The sequence below is a fragment of the Bradyrhizobium genosp. SA-3 genome (genome assembly GCF_004212635.1).
Classification (GTDB): domain Bacteria; phylum Pseudomonadota; class Alphaproteobacteria; order Rhizobiales; family Xanthobacteraceae; genus Bradyrhizobium.
This window is the reverse complement of record NZ_PSRT01000080.1, coordinates 1-19,895: the sequence shown is the minus strand read 5'-3', so window position 1 is coordinate 19,895 and position 19,895 is coordinate 1. Positions and strand designations below refer to the sequence as shown.

The window sequence follows — 19,895 nt, the reverse complement described above, 5'->3', positions numbered from 1 at the left end:
GGCTTTCGCCAGGACGACATCAAGGGTGAGGCGCGGTCGTGCCTCTTCCAACCAGGCGAGCCCTAATACCCCCTGACCCGATCCACCACGTTCTCCAGCACGCCGCCCGCCTCGAACCGCGCGATCTGCTCGGCGACGTAGGCCGAGATCGCGTCCGCGTCGGTGTCGGCCGCATTGTGCGGGGTCAGCAGCACCTTGGGATGGGTCCAGAATCGGCTGTCTGCCGGCTGCGGCTCCTGGACGAAGACGTCGAGCGAGGCGGCGCCCAGCGTGCCGTCGTCGAGGCAGGCCAGGATGTCGGCTTCGTTCTGCAAGCCGCCGCGGCCGGCATTGATCAGCACCGGCGCGCCGAGCGGGCTGTTGCGGTTGAGCTTGGTGAAGGCGTCGCGGTTGAGGATGCCATGCGTGTCCGGCGTCAGCGGCAGCAGGCAGACCAGGATGTCGGTCGCGCGCAGGAACGCGTCGATTCCGTCCGTGCCGTGGAAGCATTCGACGCCCTCGATCGTGCGCGGGCTGCGGCTCCAGCCGGTGACGCGGAAGCCGAGCCGGCGCAGTACATCGGCCGCATCAGTGCCCAGCGTGCCGAGCCCCATGACGCCAACGGTGACCGCGCTCGCCGGCCATTGATATGTCGGCTCCCAGCGCTTCTCGCGCTGGCACTGGCGCAAATAGAGCTCCTGGCGATGGTGCATCAGCACATGCAGCACGACATATTCGGTCATGCGGTTGGTCAGGTCGGGCACGGCGACGCGCACCAGCGGCACATCGGGCAGGCTCTCGTCGGCCATCAGCGCGTCGACGCCGGCGCCGAGATTGAAGATCGCACGCAGATTGGGGAACGCACCGAGATCGCCCGGCACCGGCTTCCACACGGCGGCATAGTGCACCTCGGCCGGATCAAGGGCGGAATCGGGCAGCAGCACCACGCGGCGGCCGCCGCAGACCGCGTCGAACCGGGCCTTCCAGCGCTCCGGCAGCCAGTTCTGCTGCGTGCTGTTGATCAGGACGGCCAGTGTGCCTTTGGTCATTCGAAGTGCCTCATCGAGTTCCGCTTGAGAAGGCCCTCCTTGGCACGATCTGCCGGATTTTTCTTGCAAATTTTTTCCGCAGCCCTGTCGGGGCGGGGCATATTGGCGCGTCTTTAGAACAGACGAGGAAAGTGTCGCCCATGCTTTACGCCATTCTTTGCTATCACGATGAGGACTTCGTCGGCTCCTGGAGCAAGGACCAGGACGAGGCCGTGATGAAGAAGCTCGCCGTGGTGCAGGAGAAGCTCACACAGCAGGGCCGGCTCGGGCCGGTGGCGCGGCTGCTGCCGACCACTGCGGCGGCGACGTTGCGCAAGGAAGACCCGCCGCTGGTGCTTGATGGCCCCTATGCGGAGACCAAGGAGCAGCTGCTCGGCTTCTATATCGTCGACTGCAAGAACCTTGACGACGCGCTCGACGTCGCGCGCGAGCTCGGCGCTGCCAATCCCGGCGGTGCCTATGAGGTGCGTCCCGTCGGCGTGTTCAGGCCCGGAGGGAATTTGACGTGAGCGAGGCCGATACCGCCTGGATCGAGACAGCGCTGACCTCGGCGCGCCCCCAGGCGGTCGGCGCGCTGCTGCGCTATTTCCGCGATCTCGACACCGCTGAGGAGGCTTTTCAGAACGCCTGTCTGCGCGCGCTGAAAACCTGGCCGCAGAACGGGCCGCCGCGCGATCCCGCGGCCTGGCTGATCATGGTCGGCCGCAACGTCGCGATCGACGAGGTCCGCCGCGCCCGCAAGCAGCAGCCGCTGCCGGAGGACGACCAGGCGATCTCCGATCTCGACGACGCCGAAGGGGCGCTTGCCGAGCGGCTCGACGGCTCGCACTACCGCGACGACATTTTGCGGCTGATGTTCATCTGCTGCCATCCGCAACTGCCGGCGACGCAGCAGATCGCGCTGGCGCTGCGCATCGTCTCCGGTCTCACGGTGAAGCAGATCGCGCGCGCCTTTCTGGTCTCGGAAGCTGCGATGGAGCAGCGCATCACGCGCGCCAAGGCGAAGGTCGCTGACGCCGGCGTACCCTTCGAAGCACCCGGCGCGGTCGAGCGATCCGAGCGGCTCGCCGGCGTCGCGGCGATGATTTACCTGATCTTCAACGAAGGCTATTCGGCGAGCGGCGATACCGCAGAGCTTCGCAAGCCGCTGTGCGAGGAGGCGATCCGCCTGGCGCGGCTGCTGTTGCGGCTGTTCCAGAGCGAGCCGGAGATCATGGGCCTGACGGCGCTGATCCTGTTGCAACATGCGCGCAGCGCCGCGCGCTTTGCCGCGGACGGGTCGCTGATCCTGCTGGAGGACCAGGATCGTTCGCAGTGGAACGGCACCATGATCGCGGAGGGCCTCGCCCTGATCGACAAGGCGATGCGCCACCGCCGCAGCGGGCCCTATCAGATCCAGGCGGCGATCGCCGCGCTGCATGCGCGCGCATCGGCGCCGGAGGAGACCGACTGGACGCAGATCGACCTGCTCTACGGCGCGCTCGAAGTGGTGCAGCCTTCGCCGGTGGTGACGCTCAACCGCGCGGTCGCGGTCTCCAAGGTGCGCGGACCGCAGGCCGCACTCGAGCTGATCGAGCCGCTGGCGCCGAAGCTTGCCAACTATTTCCATTTCTACGGCGTGCGCGGCGCCTTCCTGATGCAGCTCGGCCGCAACGACGAGGCCCGCATCGCCTTCGACCGCGCCATTGCGCTCGCCAACACCTCCGCGGAAGCCGCCCACATCCGCATGCATCTCGATCGCCTGATCCGGGACAGCCAGCCGAAGCCGAAGGAAAGCGCCAAGGCGAAGTGACGCGGCTTCGCGTCATTCCAGAGCGCCCGAAGAGAGAACCCGGAATCTTGAGATTCCGGGTTCAGTCCTGCGGACTGCCCCGGAATGACCGGTGAGAGAAGCCGCCAAAAATTTCGTTTCGGTCTTGTCGGCCGAGGTCTCCCTCGTTCGTCCTACGCCCGTATCCCGGGAGCCATCCATGCTGAAAGCCATTGCCGTCATTGCCATCGTCCTCGCGGCCGGAATTGCGGCCGTGCTCGTCTTTGCCCTGACGAAACCCGACACATTCCGCGTCGAGCGCAGTCTCGCCGTGAAAGCGCCGGCCGATGCGATTTATCCGGTGGTGGCCGATTTCCGCCGCTGGACCGCCTGGTCACCCTATGAGAGCCGCGATCCCGCCATGAAGCGGACCTTCGGAGGAACCGCGGAAGGCAAGGGCGCGACATATGCCTGGGACGGGAACAACAATGTTGGCGCCGGTCACATGGAGATCCTCGAGGCCAACGCGCCTTCGAGGCTCCGCATCAAGCTCGATTTCGAGCGCCCGTTCGAAGGCCATAACAGCGCCGAGTTCACCTTTGTGCCGCAAGGCGATGCCACACTGGTCACATGGGCGATGTCCGGTCCGGCCCCCTTCCTGTCCAAAGTGATGCAAGTGTTCATCAACATGGACAGCATGATCGGCAAGGATTTCGAGGCCGGACTCGCCAGCCTGAAGAAGCTCACCGAGAAGCAATAGGCCTCACTACCAATGAAAAGGAGAGAAACGATGCTCAATCCCTATCTGTTCTATCAGGACACCTGCGAAGCGGCGTTCAACCATTACGCCAAGGTTCTCGGCGGCAAGATTGATGCAATGATGCGCGCATCGGATGCGCCGCCGGAGGTGCCCGCCTCGCCAGGTCGCGAGAAGATGATCATGCATGCGCGGATGTCACTGCCCGACGGCAGCGTATTGATGGGCTCCGATGCGCCGCCCGAGCATTTTCACAAGCCGCAGGGCTTCTCGATCTCCATCACGGTCAAGGACCCCGCGGATGGCGAGCGCAAGTTCAATGCGCTCGCCGACGGCGGCAGCGTCACCATGCCCTTCAGCAAGACGTTCTGGGCCAAGGGCTTTGGCATGTGCGTCGACAAGTTCGGCATTCCCTGGATGGTGAACTGCCCGGCGGAAGGAATGTGACGGGCGCGACCGCTCACATGATTGATTGAAATGTGATCCCCTCTCTCCAAAGCCGCGGGAGAGGGGACACATAATGAGTCGTAGGGAGTGTAGAGTCTTTCCGTCAGGCGCGGATCGGCCGTTTACCCTCTCACCGGGTTGATCCGGTCACGTCCCCGTCCGGCGGCGACGGTTGCACGCAGCGAGGGCAGATCACGAGCTTGGTGCCGAGCTGCCTGTCGTTCTCCGCTTCGATCTCGTCATGGACCGCCCACCACGCGTCGGAGTACGGACGCAAGGTGCCGAGCACTCGTTCCCGCTCCTGATTGGGATCACTTGCCGCGGGCGCGGGGTTCGTTGCGCGCCGCTTCGCCATATGAGGGCGGTTCGGGCCTTTGTTGGGGTCTTGGCCGAGGCCGTCCCATGCGATCGGACGACGCTCCTGCGCCGGTGCGACTGCACATCCAAGCAGCGTTGTGCAGAAAGTGAGCAAGATCAAGCCATGTCGCATCATGCCGGACCCAAAGTTCGGTGCGCGATGGGCAAGATCCGCGTGGGAAAACTTGCATCGCGTCGGTGAAATGGAACTTAAGGCAAACCAGTTGGCCGGCATGGCCGAGCAATGAACTCACGATTCGCATCACTTTGCGCGAGCAGTGAGGCCGCTTCGTGAAACGATGCGGACCGCATCGCACAACAATTGACGCAATATTGGGCTGTGATCTGCACGTTAGAATCGCTATTTGTGATTCATAAAATCTACAAACTGGGATGGACGTCACTTGGAAGGGGAGCGACCGATGGCGACGGCGCTACAGATCAACTTTGCTCTTTGGGGGATGCTCATTTGCGCCAGCATGAAGCTGGTGCCGGTGATCCAGACTCTCTTTTGAAGGCAGCCAGCGCGTGATGGCGAATAACCCCGGTGCGCACATAGCGTGCGCGCACGGGAACCCGCCGTATGGCCTCGGACCAGCTAAGCCAAGGGCCATTAGAGCGGCGGCTGCCAAATTCGTCAGCGGCAGCGCGGATAGATCGCGGCGAGATCACGCCCCTTCAGCAAGAGCAACCGCGAGGTGAGGCCGCCACGGCGGCTGATCCAGTCACGCACCGGGCCGGGATAGGCGGCAAGCACCGCGACCGATGCTTCCGGCTCGGCATAGAAGCGCCCGCGCCCGTCGACCGAGCGCGCGGCATGGAAACCGAGCACCGCACGTTTGGTGACACAGATGCGCTCGCCCGGCACGATGCTGAGGAGCAGCGTGCAGGCGGACAGGCAAGGACCGTCGATCACCACGCGCTCGCCGCTCTCGCGCACCTTCTCGAACAGGTCGAGAAACGGCCCGACCGCTCCGCCCGGCGACTGGATGATGCGGATCTCGGCGGCCGCGGGCGCAGAGGCGAGCAGAGCTGTCGCGAGCATTAAGACTTTGGTGAAAGCAGCGCGTTGCATGGCACTCTCCGAACTCTCGACATCGTAGGGTGGGCAAAGCGAAAGCGTGCCCACCTATGGCGCAAATCGGGAGAGATGGTGGGCACGGCGCTTGCGCGCCTTTGCCCACCCTACAAATCCCGCGCCTACCCGTTGCGCCGCTGGCCGCGCAGCGTCGGCAGGCCGATACCCGCCGCATCGAAGCCGCCATCAACGGCCAAAATTTGGCCGGTGATGTAGCTCGCATTTGCCGAGCACAGGAAGTAGATCGCTTCCGCGAGCTCTTCTTCCAGGCCGTAACGGTTGAGCGGAATGGCGTCGTGATAGTCGGCGCGGATCTCCTTGGTGTGCACCTGCTTCGCCATCGCGGTGTCGACAGGACCCGGCGCGACCGCGTTGACGCGGATATTGAGTGAGGCGAGCTCGACCGCGAGCTGCTTGGTGAGGTGCGCCAGCCCCGACTTGCTGGTGCCGTAGGCCGAGCGCAGCGTCGAGGCGCGTACCGCCGAGATCGAGGTGATGTTGACGATGGCGCCGCCATTGCCGTCGCGCATCAAGGGCACCGCCGCCTTGGTGCAGAGGAACGGGCCAGTGAGGTTGACCTCGAGCACGCGGCGCCAGTCAGCCTCCGACGTCTCCATCAGCGGCGCGAACACGGCAATGCCGGCATTGTTGACCAGCGCATCCAGCCGGCCGAACCGCCGTTCGACCGCGGTCATCGCCGCGCCGACCGCCGCCTTGTCCGAGACGTCGCAGGTCAGCGCCAGCGTCGCCTCGCTTTGGCCGATCTCGGCGACCGCGCGGCCGAGCAGCTCGCCCTCGATGTCGAGCAGCGCCACGCGCCAACCCTCGGCGAGGAACTTCTTCGCGGTCGCAAGCCCGATGCCACGCGCGGCTCCGGTGACGAGGGCGACTTTTTGCGGGGCTGGCGGCATTGGCTGATCTGTCCTGTGTCGGGGAAGGGGGGCGCGTGAGCGCCGGCTCCTTTTACTTCGCTTTCGTTCCGGCAAGAAAGGCCCCAGGCCGAACCTATCGATCCCGATCCGGCCCGAATGCGCCTGCCGCAGCCGCACTGGCGCGGCCTCCAAATATTTTCTGCGCCGCTGTCGGGGCGGCGAGAGGCCGTTCGTCTTACAGGGGAATGCGGGCCGGCTGGACTTCGTCGCGCCCCGCAATGACCAGGAGCAACAAGGAACCACCATGCGATTCATGATGCTCATGATCCCGCTCGGTTACGAGAGCGCGCCGCCGGATGTGCAGCTCGATCCAGAACGCGTTGCCGCGATGATGCGCTACAACGAGGCGCTGAAGGATGCCGGCGTGCTGATCACGCTCGACGGCCTGCATCCGCCCTCGATGGGCGCGCGTGTCTCTTTTGCGACCGGCGTGCCTATCGTGACCGACGGGCCCTTCACTGAAGCCAAGGAAGTCCTGGGTGGTTACTGGATGATCGAGGTCGCCTCACGCGCCGAGGCGATCGCCTGGGCGAAGAAGTGCCCGGCCTCGCCGAACGAAATCATCGAGATCCGGCAGGTGCAGGAGATGGGCGACTTTCCGCCCGACGTGCAGCAGGCCGCCGCCGGATTCGACGACCTGAAGAGGTAGCCACAGCGGCTCGCGATGAAATCGTGGCTGACGTCAATCGATCAACAAGGAGAGAACCGATGAACACCGAACACAAATTCCTCGCCGTCTATCTCGGCAGCATGAACGGCCCGAAGATGGCGGCCTGGCGCGCGCTGCCCGAGGCCGAACGGAAAACAAGGGAACAGGAGGGCATGGCCGCCTGGCACGGCTGGGTCGAGAAGCACAAGGCCGTCATCGTCGAGATCGGCGGCCCGCTCGGCAAGACCCGCAGGATCGACGCGAGCGGCATCACCGAGGTCAGCAATGCGCTGACCGGCTTCACTGTGGTGCGGGCTGCCTCGCAAGAGGAAGCTGCCAAGCTGTTCGAGAACCATCCGCACTTCGCGATCTTCCCGGGCGAGGCGATCGAAGTCATGCCCGTGCTGCCCCTTCCGCAGATGTAGCTTCGGGCGAACGCGTTTCCGGGCTCGATGCTGATGCATCGGCCCGGCATGACCGTGGAAGTACGGGGATGATTACGCCTCATCCCCGCTAGTGACCTTCACGCCCGGCTCATGTAAAAGCCGTTCACATGAGCTGGCGCAAGGAGCAAGGCCGCGCGGAGCGCGGCTATCACCACGGTAATCTGAAGGAAGCCCTGTTGCAGGCCGCTCTCGGGCTGATCGCCGAGAAAGGCGCGGCTGGCTTCACCTTTGCCGATGCCGCGCGCATGGCCGGGGTCAGCGCGGCGGCGCCCTACCGGCATTTCCGCGACCGCGACGAGCTGTTGTCCTCGATCGCCCAGCGCGGCTTCGAGCAGTTCGAGGCACGTCTCACTGCGGCCTGGGACGACGGGCGTCCCGACACGGTCACCGCGTTCGAACGCGTCGGCAAGGCCTATCTGGCCTTCGCCCGCGAGGAGCCCGCCTTCTACAACGCGATGTTCGAATCGGGCCTGCCGGTCGATGCCAATCCGGCTTTGATGGCCGCGGGCGAACGCGCATTCGGCGTCATCCGCGCCGCCGCCGAGCGCCTCGCCGCGCTGACGCCACCCGGCACGCCCCGCCCGCCCGCGATGATGATGGCGCTGCACATCTGGTCGATGGCACATGGCGTGGCCTCGCTGTTCTCGCGTGGCGACGCCGCGCGACGAAAACTGCCGATGTCGCCGGACGAGCTGTTAGAGGCCGAGGTGCTAATCTATCTGCGCGGCCTCGGCTTCCCGACCGACCGCCGTCCGCCAGCGAAGAGCGCCGAGCCGCCGCCGGTGCCACCGGAGGCGTCCTCCGGTTCTGGGGTGCCGCCCGGCGGTCCTTGGGGCAAGCCGAAATAAAGTTGCGCAAATAATTCCGCGGGCCTGTCTTGCGGCCGGCTTGACAAAATCGCGGGATGTTCTAGCTATGTAAATGTTATTTACATTCACAACGGCGCTGATGCCGTGATGGAGATGGGAAATGGCCTACACCGCTGATGTCAATCGATGGCGCGGCCCCTCGGACCAATACCAACAGTACCAACGTCCTCACATGCTCGAGACGCCCTGGCATCCCGGCTGGATCGCCGTGACCATTCTCGGCTTCATCATCTGGTGGCCGATCGGACTTGCCCTTCTCTTTTTCACACTCGGGAGCAGAAGAATGTCGTGCTGGAGCCACCAGGATCGCTGGCAGAACAAGATGGAGAGGATGCAGTACAAGATGGACCGCATGCGCGATCGCATGGAGCGCCGTGGCTTCGGCTTTGGCTTCGGCCCGCCGTCATCCGGCAACCGCGCCTTCGACGAATATCGCGCCGAGACGCTGCAGCGGCTCGAGGAAGAGCAGCGCGAGTTCAAGGATTTCCTGAGCCGGCTGCGTCACGCCAAGGACAAGGAAGAGTTCGACCAGTTCATGGCGCAGCACAAGACGCGTCCGACCCCGCCGCCCACTGACCAGCAGCAGGGCTGATCCGGCAACTGAAACCTCTCAAAGCCTTCAGGCGCATGCCCCCAAAGTCCTGATGGCCCCGAGCCGCCCGCCTGCGCAACCCGCAGGCGGGCGGTTTGGTTTTGGACGCGCGCGGCGGTCAGTCGCGACGTTCAGGTCGTGGTCGCGAGCTGCGCGCGAACCGACGCCAGGAAGTGTTCGTAGGCGTGGTCCACGATCTCGTTGAGCGATCGTGTTCGCGCGAACATCGCCTTGGCCTCGGCGAGAAACTCGTCCCGGGTCGGTATCTTCGGCAGATGCAGATGCGTCAGCGCATCGACGCCTTCATGTGCGCGATTGAGGATGTCGTGCAGCGTCGGCAGTTGCAGCTGGGCGAGGTCGGCCCGGCGCCGCGCCGAGGAGATCGCGTGCGCGAGCGTCTGCGCATCGAACCGTCCGGCAAGCTCGCGGGCCGCCCGATTGATGACCCGTGCGCCGAGCGGCTGCTCGTTGCGCAGCACCTGTTCGGGCGGTGCCTTCATGTTCCAGACGACGCCGATCCACGACAAGACTTTCAGGACGTAATAGGTCACGTCGATCTCCCACCAGCGGAAGCCTTGTCGCACGCTGCTCTGGTAGGCGTGGTGATTGTTGTGCCAGCCCTCACCCAGCGTGAACAATGCCAGCAGCCAGTTGTTGCGGGAATCATCACCCGTCACGTAACGCTTGCGTCCATGCACATGGGCGAGGGAATTGATGCAGAAGGTCGCGTGATAGAGCAGCACCGTGCTCCAGAGGAAGCCAACGACGAGACCTGACCAGCCCGCCGCCAGGAAGCAGAGCGCTGCAAGCGCGAAAGCCGGCAGCAGCTCCAGCCGATGCAGCCACATCAGCTCCGGGTAGGCGGCAAAATCGCCGACCTTCGCGAGATCGGTCGTGTCGTGTTGCCGCGAAAAAATCCAGCCGAGGTGGCTGTAGAGGAAGCCGCGGTGACGCGGCGAATGCACGTCGGTCTCGGTATCGGAATGCAGGTGATGGTGCCGATGCTTGGCCGCCCACCACAAAACGCTCTTCTGCGCGCTGCTCTGCGCGAGGCAGGCCAGGATGAACTGAAACACCCGGCTGGTCGCAAACGCCCGATGTGAGAAGTAACGGTGGTAGCCGGCTCCGATCGCAAACATCCGTACGCAATAAAGTGAGACGCAGATCGCGACGGCCTGCCAATCGATGCCTGACCAGATCGCCGCAAAACAGCCGAGATGGACCAGGAGAAACGGCAGGGCGGAGGGATACATGATGTCGTCGTGCTGGTCGTCGGCGGCGGTATTGGGCGACATGTTTTCGGAAGGACCTTGAACCAAGAGGATGCGGGATTCGCTCCGGCCGAGCTAAAGTCGGCCGCCTGCGAAAAACCCCGCTGATGGCGTGCCACCGCGGGGTCGTGAACGAGATGCTTTGCCAGGAGATTCCGGCCAAAGCAGTCGGCCGAAGCTCGATGATTGAGCATATGGTCGTGAATGCCTGCTATGCAAGCACGTAGTCCCACGGAAAGCGGCGCTGCGGCGCTGACCGCTTGATGCGCGCCTCGCTCAGGCGGCCCGCCGGTGGCTCTCGCCGCCATGAGGCGGCATGACCGGCTCCGAGCTGGTCTGGCCTGGCGCGTCCAGCACCGCGACGTGATGCCGGTGCACCATCTCCCAGCCCTTCCATCCCGTGAACAGGAGGATGCCGACGACGATGAGCGACAGCACCACGCCCCACGGCTTCACCGCAGCTTCAGTGCCTTGCGCGTAGCGGAGATAGAAATTGACCAGCGCCAGCACGACCGCCGCGAGATTGCCGACCATGTGATACCAGGCATCTTCGAGGCTGCGGATTCGGGGCTCGCTTAAGAAGTCGGTAAAACCGGCCACGGCAGCGACGAGCGCCATGACGATGCCGGCCCCGATCAGCCAGATCGCAGCGCGGGCCCAGAAAGCATCGCCGGTTCCGATGAAGGCCAGGTCGGCGATCGGCGCGCCGACCAGGAAGGCGACGGGGAATGGAATCAGCATGGGGTGCAGGGGGTGATCGCCGATCGCGGCGGTCGTTTTGGGGTTGATGCTCATGGCAAAACCTCGCCAAAGATGAATTTCCGGGACAACTTTTCCGGGCGAGGGCTGGTTCCTGCAGGCATGGAGCGGCCCCTCCTCGTGCTGTCTGCGGGAGGAAGCGGAACTCTCGCGTCCCGGACGCAGCGGACCCCGCCGCCCCCATCCCCCTGCGCTGCCTGCCTTTCCCGCGGCCAAATTCGCTGCCGGTAACCCCGCATTAACCAACGCCGGGCTCTGGTAATTGCGGACAGTCGCGCCCGAAGCCGTGTCGAGGCCCTTAGTTTTGACATCTTGGCGGGGAATGCAGGCGGCCGGCTTTGGAGAGCCTTTGGACGAGCCCTGCACCCCAAAAAGACAAGGCTTTGAGCGGGCTTGCCGGCCGCGCGGGTTCTAGCGCGGCTGTTAGAGGACACCGGCAGCCATTTGCTGGCCGAAGGACATTAGGTAACGATCGCCTTGAGAGGATACTGCTTATGAATCCGGCCGACGTGGCTCAGTCAGCCCTTCCGGTTGCTGCCTCCGCCGACGTGTCGCTGATTGCGCTGTTCTGGCAGGCTCACTGGATCGTGAAGGCGGTGATGCTGGGACTTCTGTCCTGTTCGGTCTGGGTCTGGGCGATCGCCATCGACAAGATCTTTCTTTACGCGCGCACACGGCGCTCGATGGATCGTTTCGAGCAGGCCTTCTGGTCCGGCGAGTCGATCGAGGAGCTCTATCGCACGCTTTCGGCCAAGCCGACCCATTCCATGGCGGCCTGCTTCGTGGCGGCGATGCGCGAATGGAAGCGTTCCTTCGAGAGCCATGCCCGCTCGGTCGCGGGCTTGCAGATGCGCATCGACAAGGTGATGAACGTCTCGATCGCGCGCGAGGTCGAGCGGCTGGAACGCCGGCTCCTGGTGCTCGCGACGGTCGGCTCCGCCGGCCCCTTCGTCGGCCTGTTCGGCACGGTCTGGGGCATCATGTCGAGCTTCCAGTCGATCGCGGCGTCGAAAAACACCTCTCTGGCGGTGGTGGCCCCCGGCATCGCGGAGGCGCTGTTTGCGACCGCCGTCGGTCTCATCGCCGCCATTCCTGCCACTATCTTCTACAATAAGTTCACGTCCGAGGTGAATCGGCAGGCCCAGCGGCTCGAAGGCTTCGCCGATGAATTTTCCGCCATTCTGTCACGTCAGATCGACGAGCGGGGCTGACGGAGGGCATGTATGACGGCATGTATAGTGTGAAGGGCAATTTGGGCATCAGACCATGGGCATGAACGTCGCGAGTTCGTCCGGAGGCGGCGGGCGCCGTAGCCGGCGCAAGCCGGTCATGGCCGAGATCAACGTCACCCCGATGGTCGACGTGATGCTGGTGCTGCTCATCATCTTCATGGTGTCGGCACCGCTCCTCACCGTCGGCGTGCCGCTCGATCTGCCGCAGACCCAGGCCAAGAGCCTTGAGCAGAACGACCAGAAACCGATCCAGATGTCGGTCGACATCAAGGGCAAGGTGTTCATCAACGACGCCGAGATCGCGATCAACGAGCTGGTGCCGAAGCTCAAGGCGATCACGGACGCCCGCGGCGGGCTCGAGGAACGCATCTATCTCCGTGCCGACAAGAAGGCCGATTACGGGACGGTCGCCAGGGTGATGGGCCTGCTGTCCGGCGCGGGCTTCAAGAAGCTCGCTCTCGTCACGGAAGCGGATCAGGGGTAAGCCGTGAAGGTGAAGGTCGACAAAACACTCGTTGCGTCGATTGCTCTCCACGTCCTCGTGCTGGGATGGGGCCTCGTCACCTTTAGCAGCAAGGCCTACATCGCGCCGGAGGAGTCGCTTCCGGTCGACATCATCTCCACCGATCAGCTCGCCAAGATGATGGCGGGGCAGAAGACCGGCAAGAAGGAAGAGCCGAAGCCCAAGGTCGAGAAGATCGCGGAAGCAAAGCCCGAGGAAGACGCCGTCGGCAAGGTCACCGAGAAGAAAGAGCTGATCAAGACCAACTCGACGCCCGAGCCGCCGCCAAAACCCGTCGAGAAACCGGTCGAGAAGAAGCCCGAGCCGCCGAAGCCTGTCGCCGAGGCAAAGCCGAAGGAAGAGCCGAAGCCGCAGGAAAAGAAGCCTGATCCGGCCAAGGAAGATCCGATCGCCGAGCTCCAGAAGAAGCTGGACACCAAGAAGCCGCCGCCCAAGCCGGTCGAGCAGAAGGTCGCGGCGGTGCAGCCGCAGCAGCAGCCGAAACCGAAGGAGCGCACCTTCGACCCCGCGCAGATCCAGCGCGACCTCGACAAGCGTTCCGCGACCCGGCACGAACTCGCCGGCTCGGCGCTGAATGCGTCGGCGTCGCTGGGATCGGCGACCGGGACTGCCGCCAACAACGTCGCGACCTGGCGCGGTGCATTCCAGGGCGCGGTCAAGCGCTGCTTCACGCCGACCTATAACGGGCAAGACGCCGACCAGTATGAAGCCGACATCGACATTCCCATGAAGATTGACGGATCGCTGGCGGCCGAGCCGATCGTCGTCGCGGTGCGAGGACCGTCGCGGTCGATCGCCCAGGCGGTGGCGGAGAGCGCCAAGCGCGCCATCGTGCAGTGCCAGGTCTATTCGTTCATGCCGAAGCAGCAGTACGAGAGCTGGAAGCTCATTCCGATGACTTTCGGTCTGAAAGATATGTTGTGACATCCGAACAAAAGAATTTTGTGATGAATGATGCCCGTTCGATGAACCGCCGCCGTTTCATGACCGTCACCGGATCGGCACTCGCGATGCTCGGGGGTGGACACGGTTTCGCCCAGGGGCAGCCACGCCTTCGCATCGATCCCACGGAATTCCAGCCGGTCCCGATCGCGATCACCAACTTCCTGCCGGGCTCGCCGTCCGACGGCGACGTCGGCAACGGCGTCACGCAGGTCATCACCAACAATCTCAAGCGCTCAGGCCTGTTCGCGCCGATCGACCAGGCCGCCTTCATCGAGCGCATCAGCAACATCGACGTCGCGCCGCAATTCCAGAACTGGAAGACCATCAACGCGCAGGCCCTCGTCACGGGCCGCATGACGCGGCAGCCGGACGGCAGGCTCAAGGCCGAATTCCGCCTCTGGGACGTGGTCTCCGGTCAGCAGCTCGCCGGCCAGCAATATTTCACCTCGCCGGAATATTGGCGGCGCATCGCCCACATCATCTCCGACCAGATCTACGAGCGGATGACCGGCGAGAAGGGCTATTTCGACAGCCGCGTGGTGTTCGTGGACGAGAGCGGGCCGAAGGAGCGCCGCGTCAAGCGGCTCGCGATGATGGACCAGGACGGCGCCAATGTGCGCTATCTGACGCGCGGCTCCGACCTCGTGCTGACGCCGCGCTTCTCGCCGAGCTCGCAAGAGATCACCTACATGGAGTTCGGCCAGGGCGATCCGAAGGTCTATCTCTTCAACATCGAGACCGGCCAGCGCGAGATCGTCGGCAACTTCCCCGGCATGACCTTTGCGCCGCGCTTCTCGCCGGACGGCCAGCGCGTCATCATGAGCCTGCAGCAGGGCGGCAATTCCAACCTGTTCGTGATGGATCTGCGTTCGCGTTCGACCACGCGCCTCACCGACACGCCGGCGATCGACACCTCGCCGTCCTACTCGCCGGACGGCACCCGCATCTGCTTCGAGTCCGATCGTGGCGGCAGGTCGCAGATCTACGTGATGGGCGCGGGCGGAGGACAGGCGCAGCGCATCTCCTTCTCCAAGGACGACACCAACGCCAGCTATTCGACTCCGGTGTGGTCGCCGAAGGGCGATTACATCGCCTTCACCAGGCAGGGCGGTGGGCAGTTCTCGATCGGCGTCATGAAGCCTGATGGCAGCGGCGAGCGGCTGCTCACCTCCGGCTTCCACAATGAGGGCCCGACCTTCTCGCCCAACGGCCGCGTGCTGATGTTCTTCCGCGACCCCGGCGGCAATGGCGGGCCGTCGCTGTACTCCGTCGACATCTCCGGTCGCAACGAGCTGAAGGTGCCGACGCCGGGCTTCGCCTCCGACCCGGCATGGTCGCCGCTATTGTCCTCGACGGCGGGTCAATAGACTGCGTGTTCAGACGCGCGATGTTGTCGAAAAAAAGCGCCGATTTTTTCGCGTTAGGTGAGGAAAGCAAGCTTTCCTTCACCTTGCGCTCGGCAAGACTTACCTAGCTGCTTGAAATATCAGCAGAAACAGGTTCGCTATTGCCGAAAAACAACTCGACTTTAACGATGTTCCCTCAGAAAGGCTTCATCTGGGCTGGGTAAGACTACGCGCCAAACAGGACGCGTAACTAGCCAATGCAGCTGGCCGACCAGAAGCAGAGTGATCGAGACGAGCTGGAGCCGATACTCTACGCCGCTCTCATCAACTCTATGGTGCAGAATTTCTGGGCTATCTTCCTCGGCTCGGCTTCCGCGGCCGTGGCCGCGGTGATGACTGCGCTGAAGACCGGCGACGTGTTGCTGTGGCCGATCGCGTTTCTGATCATTGCCATCGGCACCGGGCGCGCGTTTCAGATGCGGCCCTACGAAAACCGCGTGCCGGGCCTGACGTTCCAGCAGGCCAAGCATCTGGAGCCGCGCTATTGGTTCGGCGCGCTCGTCTATGCCGCGGTCATCGGCATGTGGTGCTTCGTCGTGATTTTCAACAACGACGACGCGGTCGCGAACATGCTCTGCGTCGCCGTTACGGTCGGCTACACCGCCGGCGGCGCCGCCCGCAATTACGGCCAGCCCAGGGTCGTGCAGTGGCACGTCGCGCTCGCCTGCGGTCCGATGTCGCTCGCCTTGCTGCTGCACGGCGGATTCTACTATATCGGGCTCGCGATCCTGCTCGTGCTGTTCTTCATCGCGCTGAAGAACATCAACCTCAGCCTGCACGCGATCTTCGTCAAGGCGCTGACCTCGAGCTTCCGCGAATCCGCGCTGGCCAGCCAGTTCGACACTGCGCTCAACAACATGCCGCACGGCCTGTGCATGTTTCGCGCCGATCGGCGCCTCGCCGTGATGAACCATCGCTTCAGCGAGCTGATGGCGCTGCCCGAGGACCTCGTCAAGCGCGGCGCCACGGCCGCCGACATCGCCTCGGCCTGCGTCGCGGCCGGGTCGATCTCGGCGGAGAGCGGCAATCAGATCCTGTCCGAGATCGAGAAGGCGCGAATCTGCGAGATCGTCACCGCCGATCCGGATCAGGCGCGCGGCCGCACGCTGGCCTGGACGTTCCAGCCGATGACCGGCGGCGGCACGGTGCTGCTGCTGGAAGACATCACCGAACGCACAAGCGCCGAAGCCCGGATCAGCCATCTCGCCCGCTACGACGAACTTACGGCGCTGCCCAACCGGGTCAGCTTCCGCGACGAGATCGAGCGGCTGTTGGCCAATTCGCATGGCGCCGCACGGCTCTCCGCACTGCTGTTCGTCGACCTCGACCAGTTCAAGCAGGTCAACGACACGCTCGGCCATCCCTGCGGCGACCAGCTGCTGTGTGCGGTCGCCAACCGCCTGCGCGAGATGCTGCGGCCGGAGGATTTCGTCGCCCGCTTCGGCGGTGACGAATTCGTCGTGTTCCAGCAGAACATCTCCTCGCCCGAAGATGCAGCTAGTCTCGCCCGCCGCATCGTCGAGCGGCTGAGCGAGCGCTATCGCATCGACAACCATCTGGTCGAGATCGGCGCCAGCGTCGGCATCGCGCTGACCTCGCCGGATGGCACCAGCGCCGATACGCTGCTCAAGAACGCCGACATGGCGCTGTACCGCGCCAAGGCCGACGGCCGCGGCACCTTCTGCTTCTTCCGCGACGAGATGGCGGCGACCGTCGAGGCCCGCCGTATCCTCGAGCTCGACCTGCGCAAGGCGCTCGCCAACGAGGAGTTCGAGCTGTTCTATCAGCCGCTGGTCAATCTGAAGTCCGGCAAGATCACCACCTGCGAGGCGCTGCTGCGCTGGAATCATCCGGTGCGCGGCACGGTCTCGCCGGTCGACATCATCCCGGTCGCCGAGGACATGGGCCTGATCGTCGATCTCGGCCGCTGGATCCTGCGCCGCGCCTGCATGGAATGCATGAAGTGGCCGGAGGCCGTCAGCGTCGCCGTCAACTTCTCGCCGCAGCAATTCCACCAGCGCGACGTGCTGAGCGAAATCCGCTACGCGCTCGAAGTCTCGGGGCTTCCGGCCCATCGCCTGGAGATCGAGATCACGGAATCCTCGCTGCTGCGCAACACCCAGCTCACGCACGACATCCTGTCGCAACTGCATGCGCTCGGCGTGCGCATCTCGCTCGACGATTTCGGCACCGGCTATTCCAGCCTCAGCTATCTGCACAATTTCCCGATGCAGAAGGTGAAGATCGACCGCTCCTTCCTCGAAGGCATCGACACCGACCGGCCGCTGACGCTGCTGCGCGGCGTGGCGCGGCTGTCCGCCGACCTCGGCATGGCCGTCGTGGTCGAGGGCATCGAGACCAACGAGCAGCTCGAGCTGATCAGCGCCGACGGCACCGTCTCCGAGGGGCAGGGCTATCTGTTCAGCCGTCCGGTGCCCGCGGTGCGGATGCGCCAGCTCCTCAACGCCTCGCATGGACGCCGGGGTGACAGCGCGCTCCAGGTCGCCTTCTCGCGCTCCTTCGCTTAAGACCGCCTCTCAAAAAATTTCCTGTCGTTTCAGTCTGTTGCCGCCACCGTAGTGCTACGGCGGTTAACCCTAACCGTTCGATTGCTTTGCATAGACGTTAAGAAGCTGTTAATAATTCATCACGCGCGTGGAAGTTGTTCTGGTGAAATCCTCCTTTCTTGCGCGCGTTTGCAGTGAGCGGTGTGGGTAAGGAGTTGGGATGCAGTCCTCGGCCAAAGCGGTCATTTCGGCTGTTGGGCGAGGGGCAGAACTCCTCACCGACCTCGACTATCATCTCGCAGAGACGGCAGACGAGAAGGAGGAGATCTACAATCTCCGCTACCGCGCCTATCGGCGCGAGGGCGCCGTCAAGGAATCGGCGGACGCACGGGTCACCGACCGCTACGATGAGCTGCCGAACGCGTGGACCTTCGGCGTCTATCTCAATGGCGAGCTCTGTAGCTCCGTACGTATCAGCGTGCTGACCTCTGAATGGCGCGAGTCCACCTCGGCCGACGTCTTCCCCGAGATCCTGCTGCCGCGGCTCGATCGCGGCGAGGTCATGATCGACCCGACCCGCTTCGTCGCCGATCCCGACCAGGTCAAACGCGTCCCGGAATTGCCCTATCTGACGACGCGCCTCGCCTACATGGCCTGCGAGCATTTCAATGCCGATCTCGGCCTTGCGATCGTGCGCCCCGAGCATCAGGCCTTCTACCGCCGGGTGTTCCTGCACCAGACCATCGCCGAGCCCCGGCTGGTTCCCGGTCTCACCAAGCCGTTCGGGCTGATGGCGGCGGACTTCCCGACCTTCCGCAAGAAGGTGTTCGAGCGCTATCCGATCATGCGGTCGACCGCCTTCGAGCGGCGGATGCTGTTCGGGCGCGGTGGCCAGCGCCAGGCGCCGCAACGGTCCGTTCCGCAGCGGCCGGTGTTCGTGGCGGACGCCGTTCACGCCTGATTCCGAAGCGACGTCTCGGGCCGCCGTACGCCTTTCGGCCTAGAATCCCCAGCAAAAAACAGTGCTTCTGCTAGCTGGCGCGGCTTGCCTTCACCCTCGCGCCACATTTACAACCCATTAACCATCATGGGTGCTTTTCGCTGGTTGGGGGCATTTGATCGGCTGAGGCAAGGTTCCGTCAAGGTTGACGGAACGTTCGCTTAACCAACCCCCTGTAGACCGGACAGCAGTGGACTAACGCGAGCGTGGAGGCTCCGGAATGAAACATCCTATGCGTATCCTCCAGGGATTGAAGCTGGCCGCGGTGCTTGCCGTCGCGCTGTCGATGGGCGCCTGCGCCAACAAGAATGCTGCGACGGATGCGATGGCCAACGCGGCGACGCCGGGCAGCCAGCAGGACTTCGTCGTCAACGTGGGTGACCGCGTGTTCTTCGAAAGCGACCAGACCGATCTGACCCCGCAGGCGATCGTGACCCTGGAGAAGCAGGCGCAGTGGCTCCAGACCTATCCGCGCTACAGCTTCACCATCGAAGGTCATGCCGACGAGCGCGGCACCCGCGAATACAACATCGCGCTCGGCGCCCGCCGCGCCCAGTCGGTGCGTTCGTTCCTCGCCTCGCGCGGCATCGATCCGAACCGCATGCGCACGATCTCCTACGGCAAGGAGCGGCCGGTCGCCGTCTGTAACGACATCTCCTGCTGGTCGCAAAACCGGCGCGCCGTCACCGTCCTGAACGCGAGCTCCTGACGTTCAGTCAGGTGCCGTTCAGCTTCAGAACTGGATGATGCCGGCGCCCTCTCGGGCGCCGGTTTCGTTTCAGCATTCTGTGACAGAAACCCCTTGGTACCAGTCACATTTTTGGCGTACTCCACTTCAATGTGTGGCGCGTCGAATGTTCCGTCGCAGGCCATTTCGCTGTTGTCGTCAGGGCAAGATGTCATCCAGATTTAAGGTCTTTACCGGCACCGCGGCGATCGCCGCGCTGCTCTCTTTGTGCTCGCCCGCACTTGCGCAATCGATCGTCGCGCAGTCGGATGATGCCGACCCCGAGATGCGGATCGAGCGGCTGGAGAACCAGCTGCGCCAGCTCACCGGCCAGAACGAAGAGCTGCAATATCGCAACCGCCAGCTCGAGGAGCGGCTGCGGGCGCTCGAAGGCGGCGCGCAAGCCGGACAGGCGCCCAACGTCGCGGCGATGCCGCCCGCCCAGATCGCGCCAAGCCAGGTCGCGCCGGGCTATCGCCAGCAGCAGCCGCAGCAGCAGGCCGTGCAGCCGAATTACGAGCAGCCGCAGATCGCCGCTCCCGCGCCGATCGCTCAGGAGCAGCCGGCGCCCGGCGCCCCCGGCACGCGCCGCCGCGGCGATGCCTTCGATCCGAACCAGA

General features: G+C 64.2%; 21 protein-coding genes and 1 pseudogene. 16 read left to right on the top strand and 6 right to left on the bottom strand.

Going from position 1 to position 19,895, the window contains the following annotated elements:
* Nucleotides 1-62 precede the first annotated feature (62 nt).
* The gene (locus CWO91_RS25855) at nt 63-1,028 is read right to left on the bottom strand and encodes a 2-hydroxyacid dehydrogenase (RefSeq protein ID WP_130217449.1); all 966 of its coding nucleotides are present in this window, start codon (nt 1,026-1,028) and stop codon (nt 63-65) included.
* A gap of 140 nt (nt 1,029-1,168) precedes the next feature.
* Between CWO91_RS25855 and CWO91_RS25850 the strand changes: the two genes are divergently transcribed.
* From CWO91_RS25850 to CWO91_RS25835, 4 genes are all read left to right on the top strand, one after another.
* Nucleotides 1,169-1,537 carry a YciI family protein gene (locus CWO91_RS25850; protein WP_128936532.1) on the top strand — a complete coding sequence of 123 codons (369 nt, stop codon included), beginning with the start codon at nt 1,169-1,171 and terminating at the stop codon, nt 1,535-1,537.
* Entirely contained in the window at nt 1,534-2,820 is a 1,287-nt protein-coding gene (locus CWO91_RS25845; protein WP_130217447.1) for an RNA polymerase sigma factor, read from the top strand. The genes CWO91_RS25850 and CWO91_RS25845 overlap by 4 nt, the downstream gene beginning before the upstream one ends.
* A gap of 178 nt (nt 2,821-2,998) precedes the next feature.
* Complete coding sequence (locus tag CWO91_RS25840; protein WP_130217445.1) at nt 2,999-3,538, top strand: SRPBCC family protein; 540 nt, start codon at nt 2,999-3,001, stop codon at nt 3,536-3,538.
* A 30-nt stretch (nt 3,539-3,568) separates the two neighbouring features.
* Nucleotides 3,569-3,982, top strand: a complete 414-nt coding sequence (locus tag CWO91_RS25835; protein ID WP_128936529.1) for a VOC family protein — start codon at nt 3,569-3,571, stop codon at nt 3,980-3,982.
* Between the two features lie 130 nt (nt 3,983-4,112).
* Here the strand turns inward: CWO91_RS25835 and CWO91_RS25830 are convergent, their stop codons facing one another.
* The 3 genes from CWO91_RS25830 to CWO91_RS25820 all read right to left on the bottom strand — a co-directional run bounded on the left by CWO91_RS25830 (nt 4,113) and on the right by CWO91_RS25820 (nt 6,328).
* Nucleotides 4,113-4,475, bottom strand: a complete 363-nt coding sequence (locus CWO91_RS25830) for a hypothetical protein (protein ID WP_130217479.1) — start codon at nt 4,473-4,475, stop codon at nt 4,113-4,115.
* A gap of 501 nt (nt 4,476-4,976) precedes the next feature.
* The gene (locus tag CWO91_RS25825; RefSeq protein WP_130217443.1) at nt 4,977-5,414 is read right to left on the bottom strand and encodes a hypothetical protein; all 438 of its coding nucleotides are present in this window, start codon (nt 5,412-5,414) and stop codon (nt 4,977-4,979) included.
* Nucleotides 5,415-5,539: 125 nt separating this feature from the next.
* Nucleotides 5,540-6,328 carry an SDR family NAD(P)-dependent oxidoreductase gene (locus CWO91_RS25820; protein WP_130217441.1) on the bottom strand — a complete coding sequence of 263 codons (789 nt, stop codon included), beginning with the start codon at nt 6,326-6,328 and terminating at the stop codon, nt 5,540-5,542.
* Between the two features lie 265 nt (nt 6,329-6,593).
* On the opposite strand from CWO91_RS25820, the gene CWO91_RS25815 reads away from it, so the two are divergent.
* From CWO91_RS25815 to CWO91_RS25800, 4 genes are all read left to right on the top strand, one after another.
* Nucleotides 6,594-6,998, top strand: a complete 405-nt coding sequence (locus CWO91_RS25815) for a YciI family protein (RefSeq protein WP_130217439.1) — start codon at nt 6,594-6,596, stop codon at nt 6,996-6,998.
* A 59-nt stretch (nt 6,999-7,057) separates the two neighbouring features.
* Nucleotides 7,058-7,423: a YciI family protein gene (locus CWO91_RS25810; RefSeq protein WP_130217437.1), complete on the top strand. Its 366-nt coding sequence runs from the start codon at nt 7,058-7,060 to the stop codon at nt 7,421-7,423.
* 128 nt (nt 7,424-7,551) lie between these two features.
* Nucleotides 7,552-8,292: a TetR/AcrR family transcriptional regulator gene (locus CWO91_RS25805; protein WP_130217435.1), complete on the top strand. Its 741-nt coding sequence runs from the start codon at nt 7,552-7,554 to the stop codon at nt 8,290-8,292.
* Nucleotides 8,293-8,413: 121 nt separating this feature from the next.
* Nucleotides 8,414-8,905 carry a DUF2852 domain-containing protein gene (locus CWO91_RS25800; protein ID WP_130217433.1) on the top strand — a complete coding sequence of 164 codons (492 nt, stop codon included), beginning with the start codon at nt 8,414-8,416 and terminating at the stop codon, nt 8,903-8,905.
* Nucleotides 8,906-9,036: 131 nt separating this feature from the next.
* Here CWO91_RS25800 and CWO91_RS25795 read toward each other — a convergent pair whose 3' ends face one another.
* Both CWO91_RS25795 and CWO91_RS25790 read right to left on the bottom strand, forming a co-directional pair.
* Nucleotides 9,037-10,200, bottom strand: a complete 1,164-nt coding sequence (locus tag CWO91_RS25795; RefSeq protein WP_130217431.1) for an acyl-CoA desaturase — start codon at nt 10,198-10,200, stop codon at nt 9,037-9,039.
* Between the two features lie 252 nt (nt 10,201-10,452).
* Entirely contained in the window at nt 10,453-10,971 is a 519-nt protein-coding gene (locus tag CWO91_RS25790; protein WP_128940115.1) for a DUF2231 domain-containing protein, read from the bottom strand.
* 458 nt (nt 10,972-11,429) lie between these two features.
* Between CWO91_RS25790 and tolQ the strand changes: the two genes are divergently transcribed.
* The 8 genes and pseudogenes from tolQ to CWO91_RS25750 form a co-directional block, all read left to right on the top strand.
* Complete coding sequence (tolQ, locus tag CWO91_RS25785) at nt 11,430-12,146, top strand: protein TolQ (RefSeq protein WP_028180156.1); 717 nt, start codon at nt 11,430-11,432, stop codon at nt 12,144-12,146.
* 55 nt (nt 12,147-12,201) lie between these two features.
* Nucleotides 12,202-12,651, top strand: coding sequence for a protein TolR (tolR, locus tag CWO91_RS25780; RefSeq protein ID WP_028173005.1), 450 nt, complete (start codon nt 12,202-12,204; stop codon nt 12,649-12,651).
* A gap of 3 nt (nt 12,652-12,654) precedes the next feature.
* Nucleotides 12,655-13,614, top strand: a complete 960-nt coding sequence (locus CWO91_RS25775) for a protein TolA (RefSeq protein ID WP_130217429.1) — start codon at nt 12,655-12,657, stop codon at nt 13,612-13,614.
* 23 nt (nt 13,615-13,637) lie between these two features.
* Nucleotides 13,638-15,002: a Tol-Pal system beta propeller repeat protein TolB gene (gene tolB / locus CWO91_RS25770; protein WP_245471363.1), complete on the top strand. Its 1,365-nt coding sequence runs from the start codon at nt 13,638-13,640 to the stop codon at nt 15,000-15,002.
* Between the two features lie 236 nt (nt 15,003-15,238).
* Nucleotides 15,239-17,569 carry a putative bifunctional diguanylate cyclase/phosphodiesterase gene (locus CWO91_RS25765; protein WP_130217425.1) on the top strand — a complete coding sequence of 777 codons (2,331 nt, stop codon included), beginning with the start codon at nt 15,239-15,241 and terminating at the stop codon, nt 17,567-17,569.
* A 199-nt stretch (nt 17,570-17,768) separates the two neighbouring features.
* Entirely contained in the window at nt 17,769-18,509 is a 741-nt protein-coding gene (locus CWO91_RS25760; protein ID WP_128936516.1) for an N-acyl amino acid synthase FeeM domain-containing protein, read from the top strand.
* Nucleotides 18,510-18,768: 259 nt separating this feature from the next.
* A complete protein-coding gene (gene pal / locus CWO91_RS25755; RefSeq protein ID WP_018641585.1) occupies nt 18,769-19,257 on the top strand; it encodes a peptidoglycan-associated lipoprotein Pal in 489 nt (162 codons plus the stop codon).
* Nucleotides 19,258-19,444: 187 nt separating this feature from the next.
* A pseudogene (locus CWO91_RS25750) lies at nt 19,445-19,895 on the top strand (tol-pal system protein YbgF); the annotation flags it as partial.

Coding starts and splice junctions, on each gene's coding strand:
- CWO91_RS25795 (WP_130217431.1), bottom strand. CDS start 10,200: ATGTCGCCCAATACCGCCGCCGACGACCAGCACGACGACATCATGTAT.
- pal (WP_018641585.1), top strand. CDS start 18,769: ATGAAACATCCTATGCGTATCCTCCAGGGATTGAAGCTGGCCGCGGTG.
- CWO91_RS25765 (WP_130217425.1), top strand. CDS start 15,239: ATGCAGCTGGCCGACCAGAAGCAGAGTGATCGAGACGAGCTGGAGCCG.
- CWO91_RS25760 (WP_128936516.1), top strand. CDS start 17,769: ATGCAGTCCTCGGCCAAAGCGGTCATTTCGGCTGTTGGGCGAGGGGCA.
- tolQ (WP_028180156.1), top strand. CDS start 11,430: ATGAATCCGGCCGACGTGGCTCAGTCAGCCCTTCCGGTTGCTGCCTCC.
- CWO91_RS25810 (WP_130217437.1), top strand. CDS start 7,058: ATGAACACCGAACACAAATTCCTCGCCGTCTATCTCGGCAGCATGAAC.
- CWO91_RS25825 (WP_130217443.1), bottom strand. CDS start 5,414: ATGCAACGCGCTGCTTTCACCAAAGTCTTAATGCTCGCGACAGCTCTG.
- CWO91_RS25805 (WP_130217435.1), top strand. CDS start 7,552: ATGAGCTGGCGCAAGGAGCAAGGCCGCGCGGAGCGCGGCTATCACCAC.
- tolR (WP_028173005.1), top strand. CDS start 12,202: ATGGGCATGAACGTCGCGAGTTCGTCCGGAGGCGGCGGGCGCCGTAGC.
- CWO91_RS25850 (WP_128936532.1), top strand. CDS start 1,169: ATGCTTTACGCCATTCTTTGCTATCACGATGAGGACTTCGTCGGCTCC.
- CWO91_RS25840 (WP_130217445.1), top strand. CDS start 2,999: ATGCTGAAAGCCATTGCCGTCATTGCCATCGTCCTCGCGGCCGGAATT.
- tolB (WP_245471363.1), top strand. CDS start 13,638: ATGAATGATGCCCGTTCGATGAACCGCCGCCGTTTCATGACCGTCACC.
- CWO91_RS25820 (WP_130217441.1), bottom strand. CDS start 6,328: ATGCCGCCAGCCCCGCAAAAAGTCGCCCTCGTCACCGGAGCCGCGCGT.
- CWO91_RS25830 (WP_130217479.1), bottom strand. CDS start 4,475: ATGATGCGACATGGCTTGATCTTGCTCACTTTCTGCACAACGCTGCTT.
- CWO91_RS25790 (WP_128940115.1), bottom strand. CDS start 10,971: ATGAGCATCAACCCCAAAACGACCGCCGCGATCGGCGATCACCCCCTG.
- CWO91_RS25800 (WP_130217433.1), top strand. CDS start 8,414: ATGGCCTACACCGCTGATGTCAATCGATGGCGCGGCCCCTCGGACCAA.
- CWO91_RS25815 (WP_130217439.1), top strand. CDS start 6,594: ATGCGATTCATGATGCTCATGATCCCGCTCGGTTACGAGAGCGCGCCG.
- CWO91_RS25835 (WP_128936529.1), top strand. CDS start 3,569: ATGCTCAATCCCTATCTGTTCTATCAGGACACCTGCGAAGCGGCGTTC.
- CWO91_RS25855 (WP_130217449.1), bottom strand. CDS start 1,028: ATGACCAAAGGCACACTGGCCGTCCTGATCAACAGCACGCAGCAGAAC.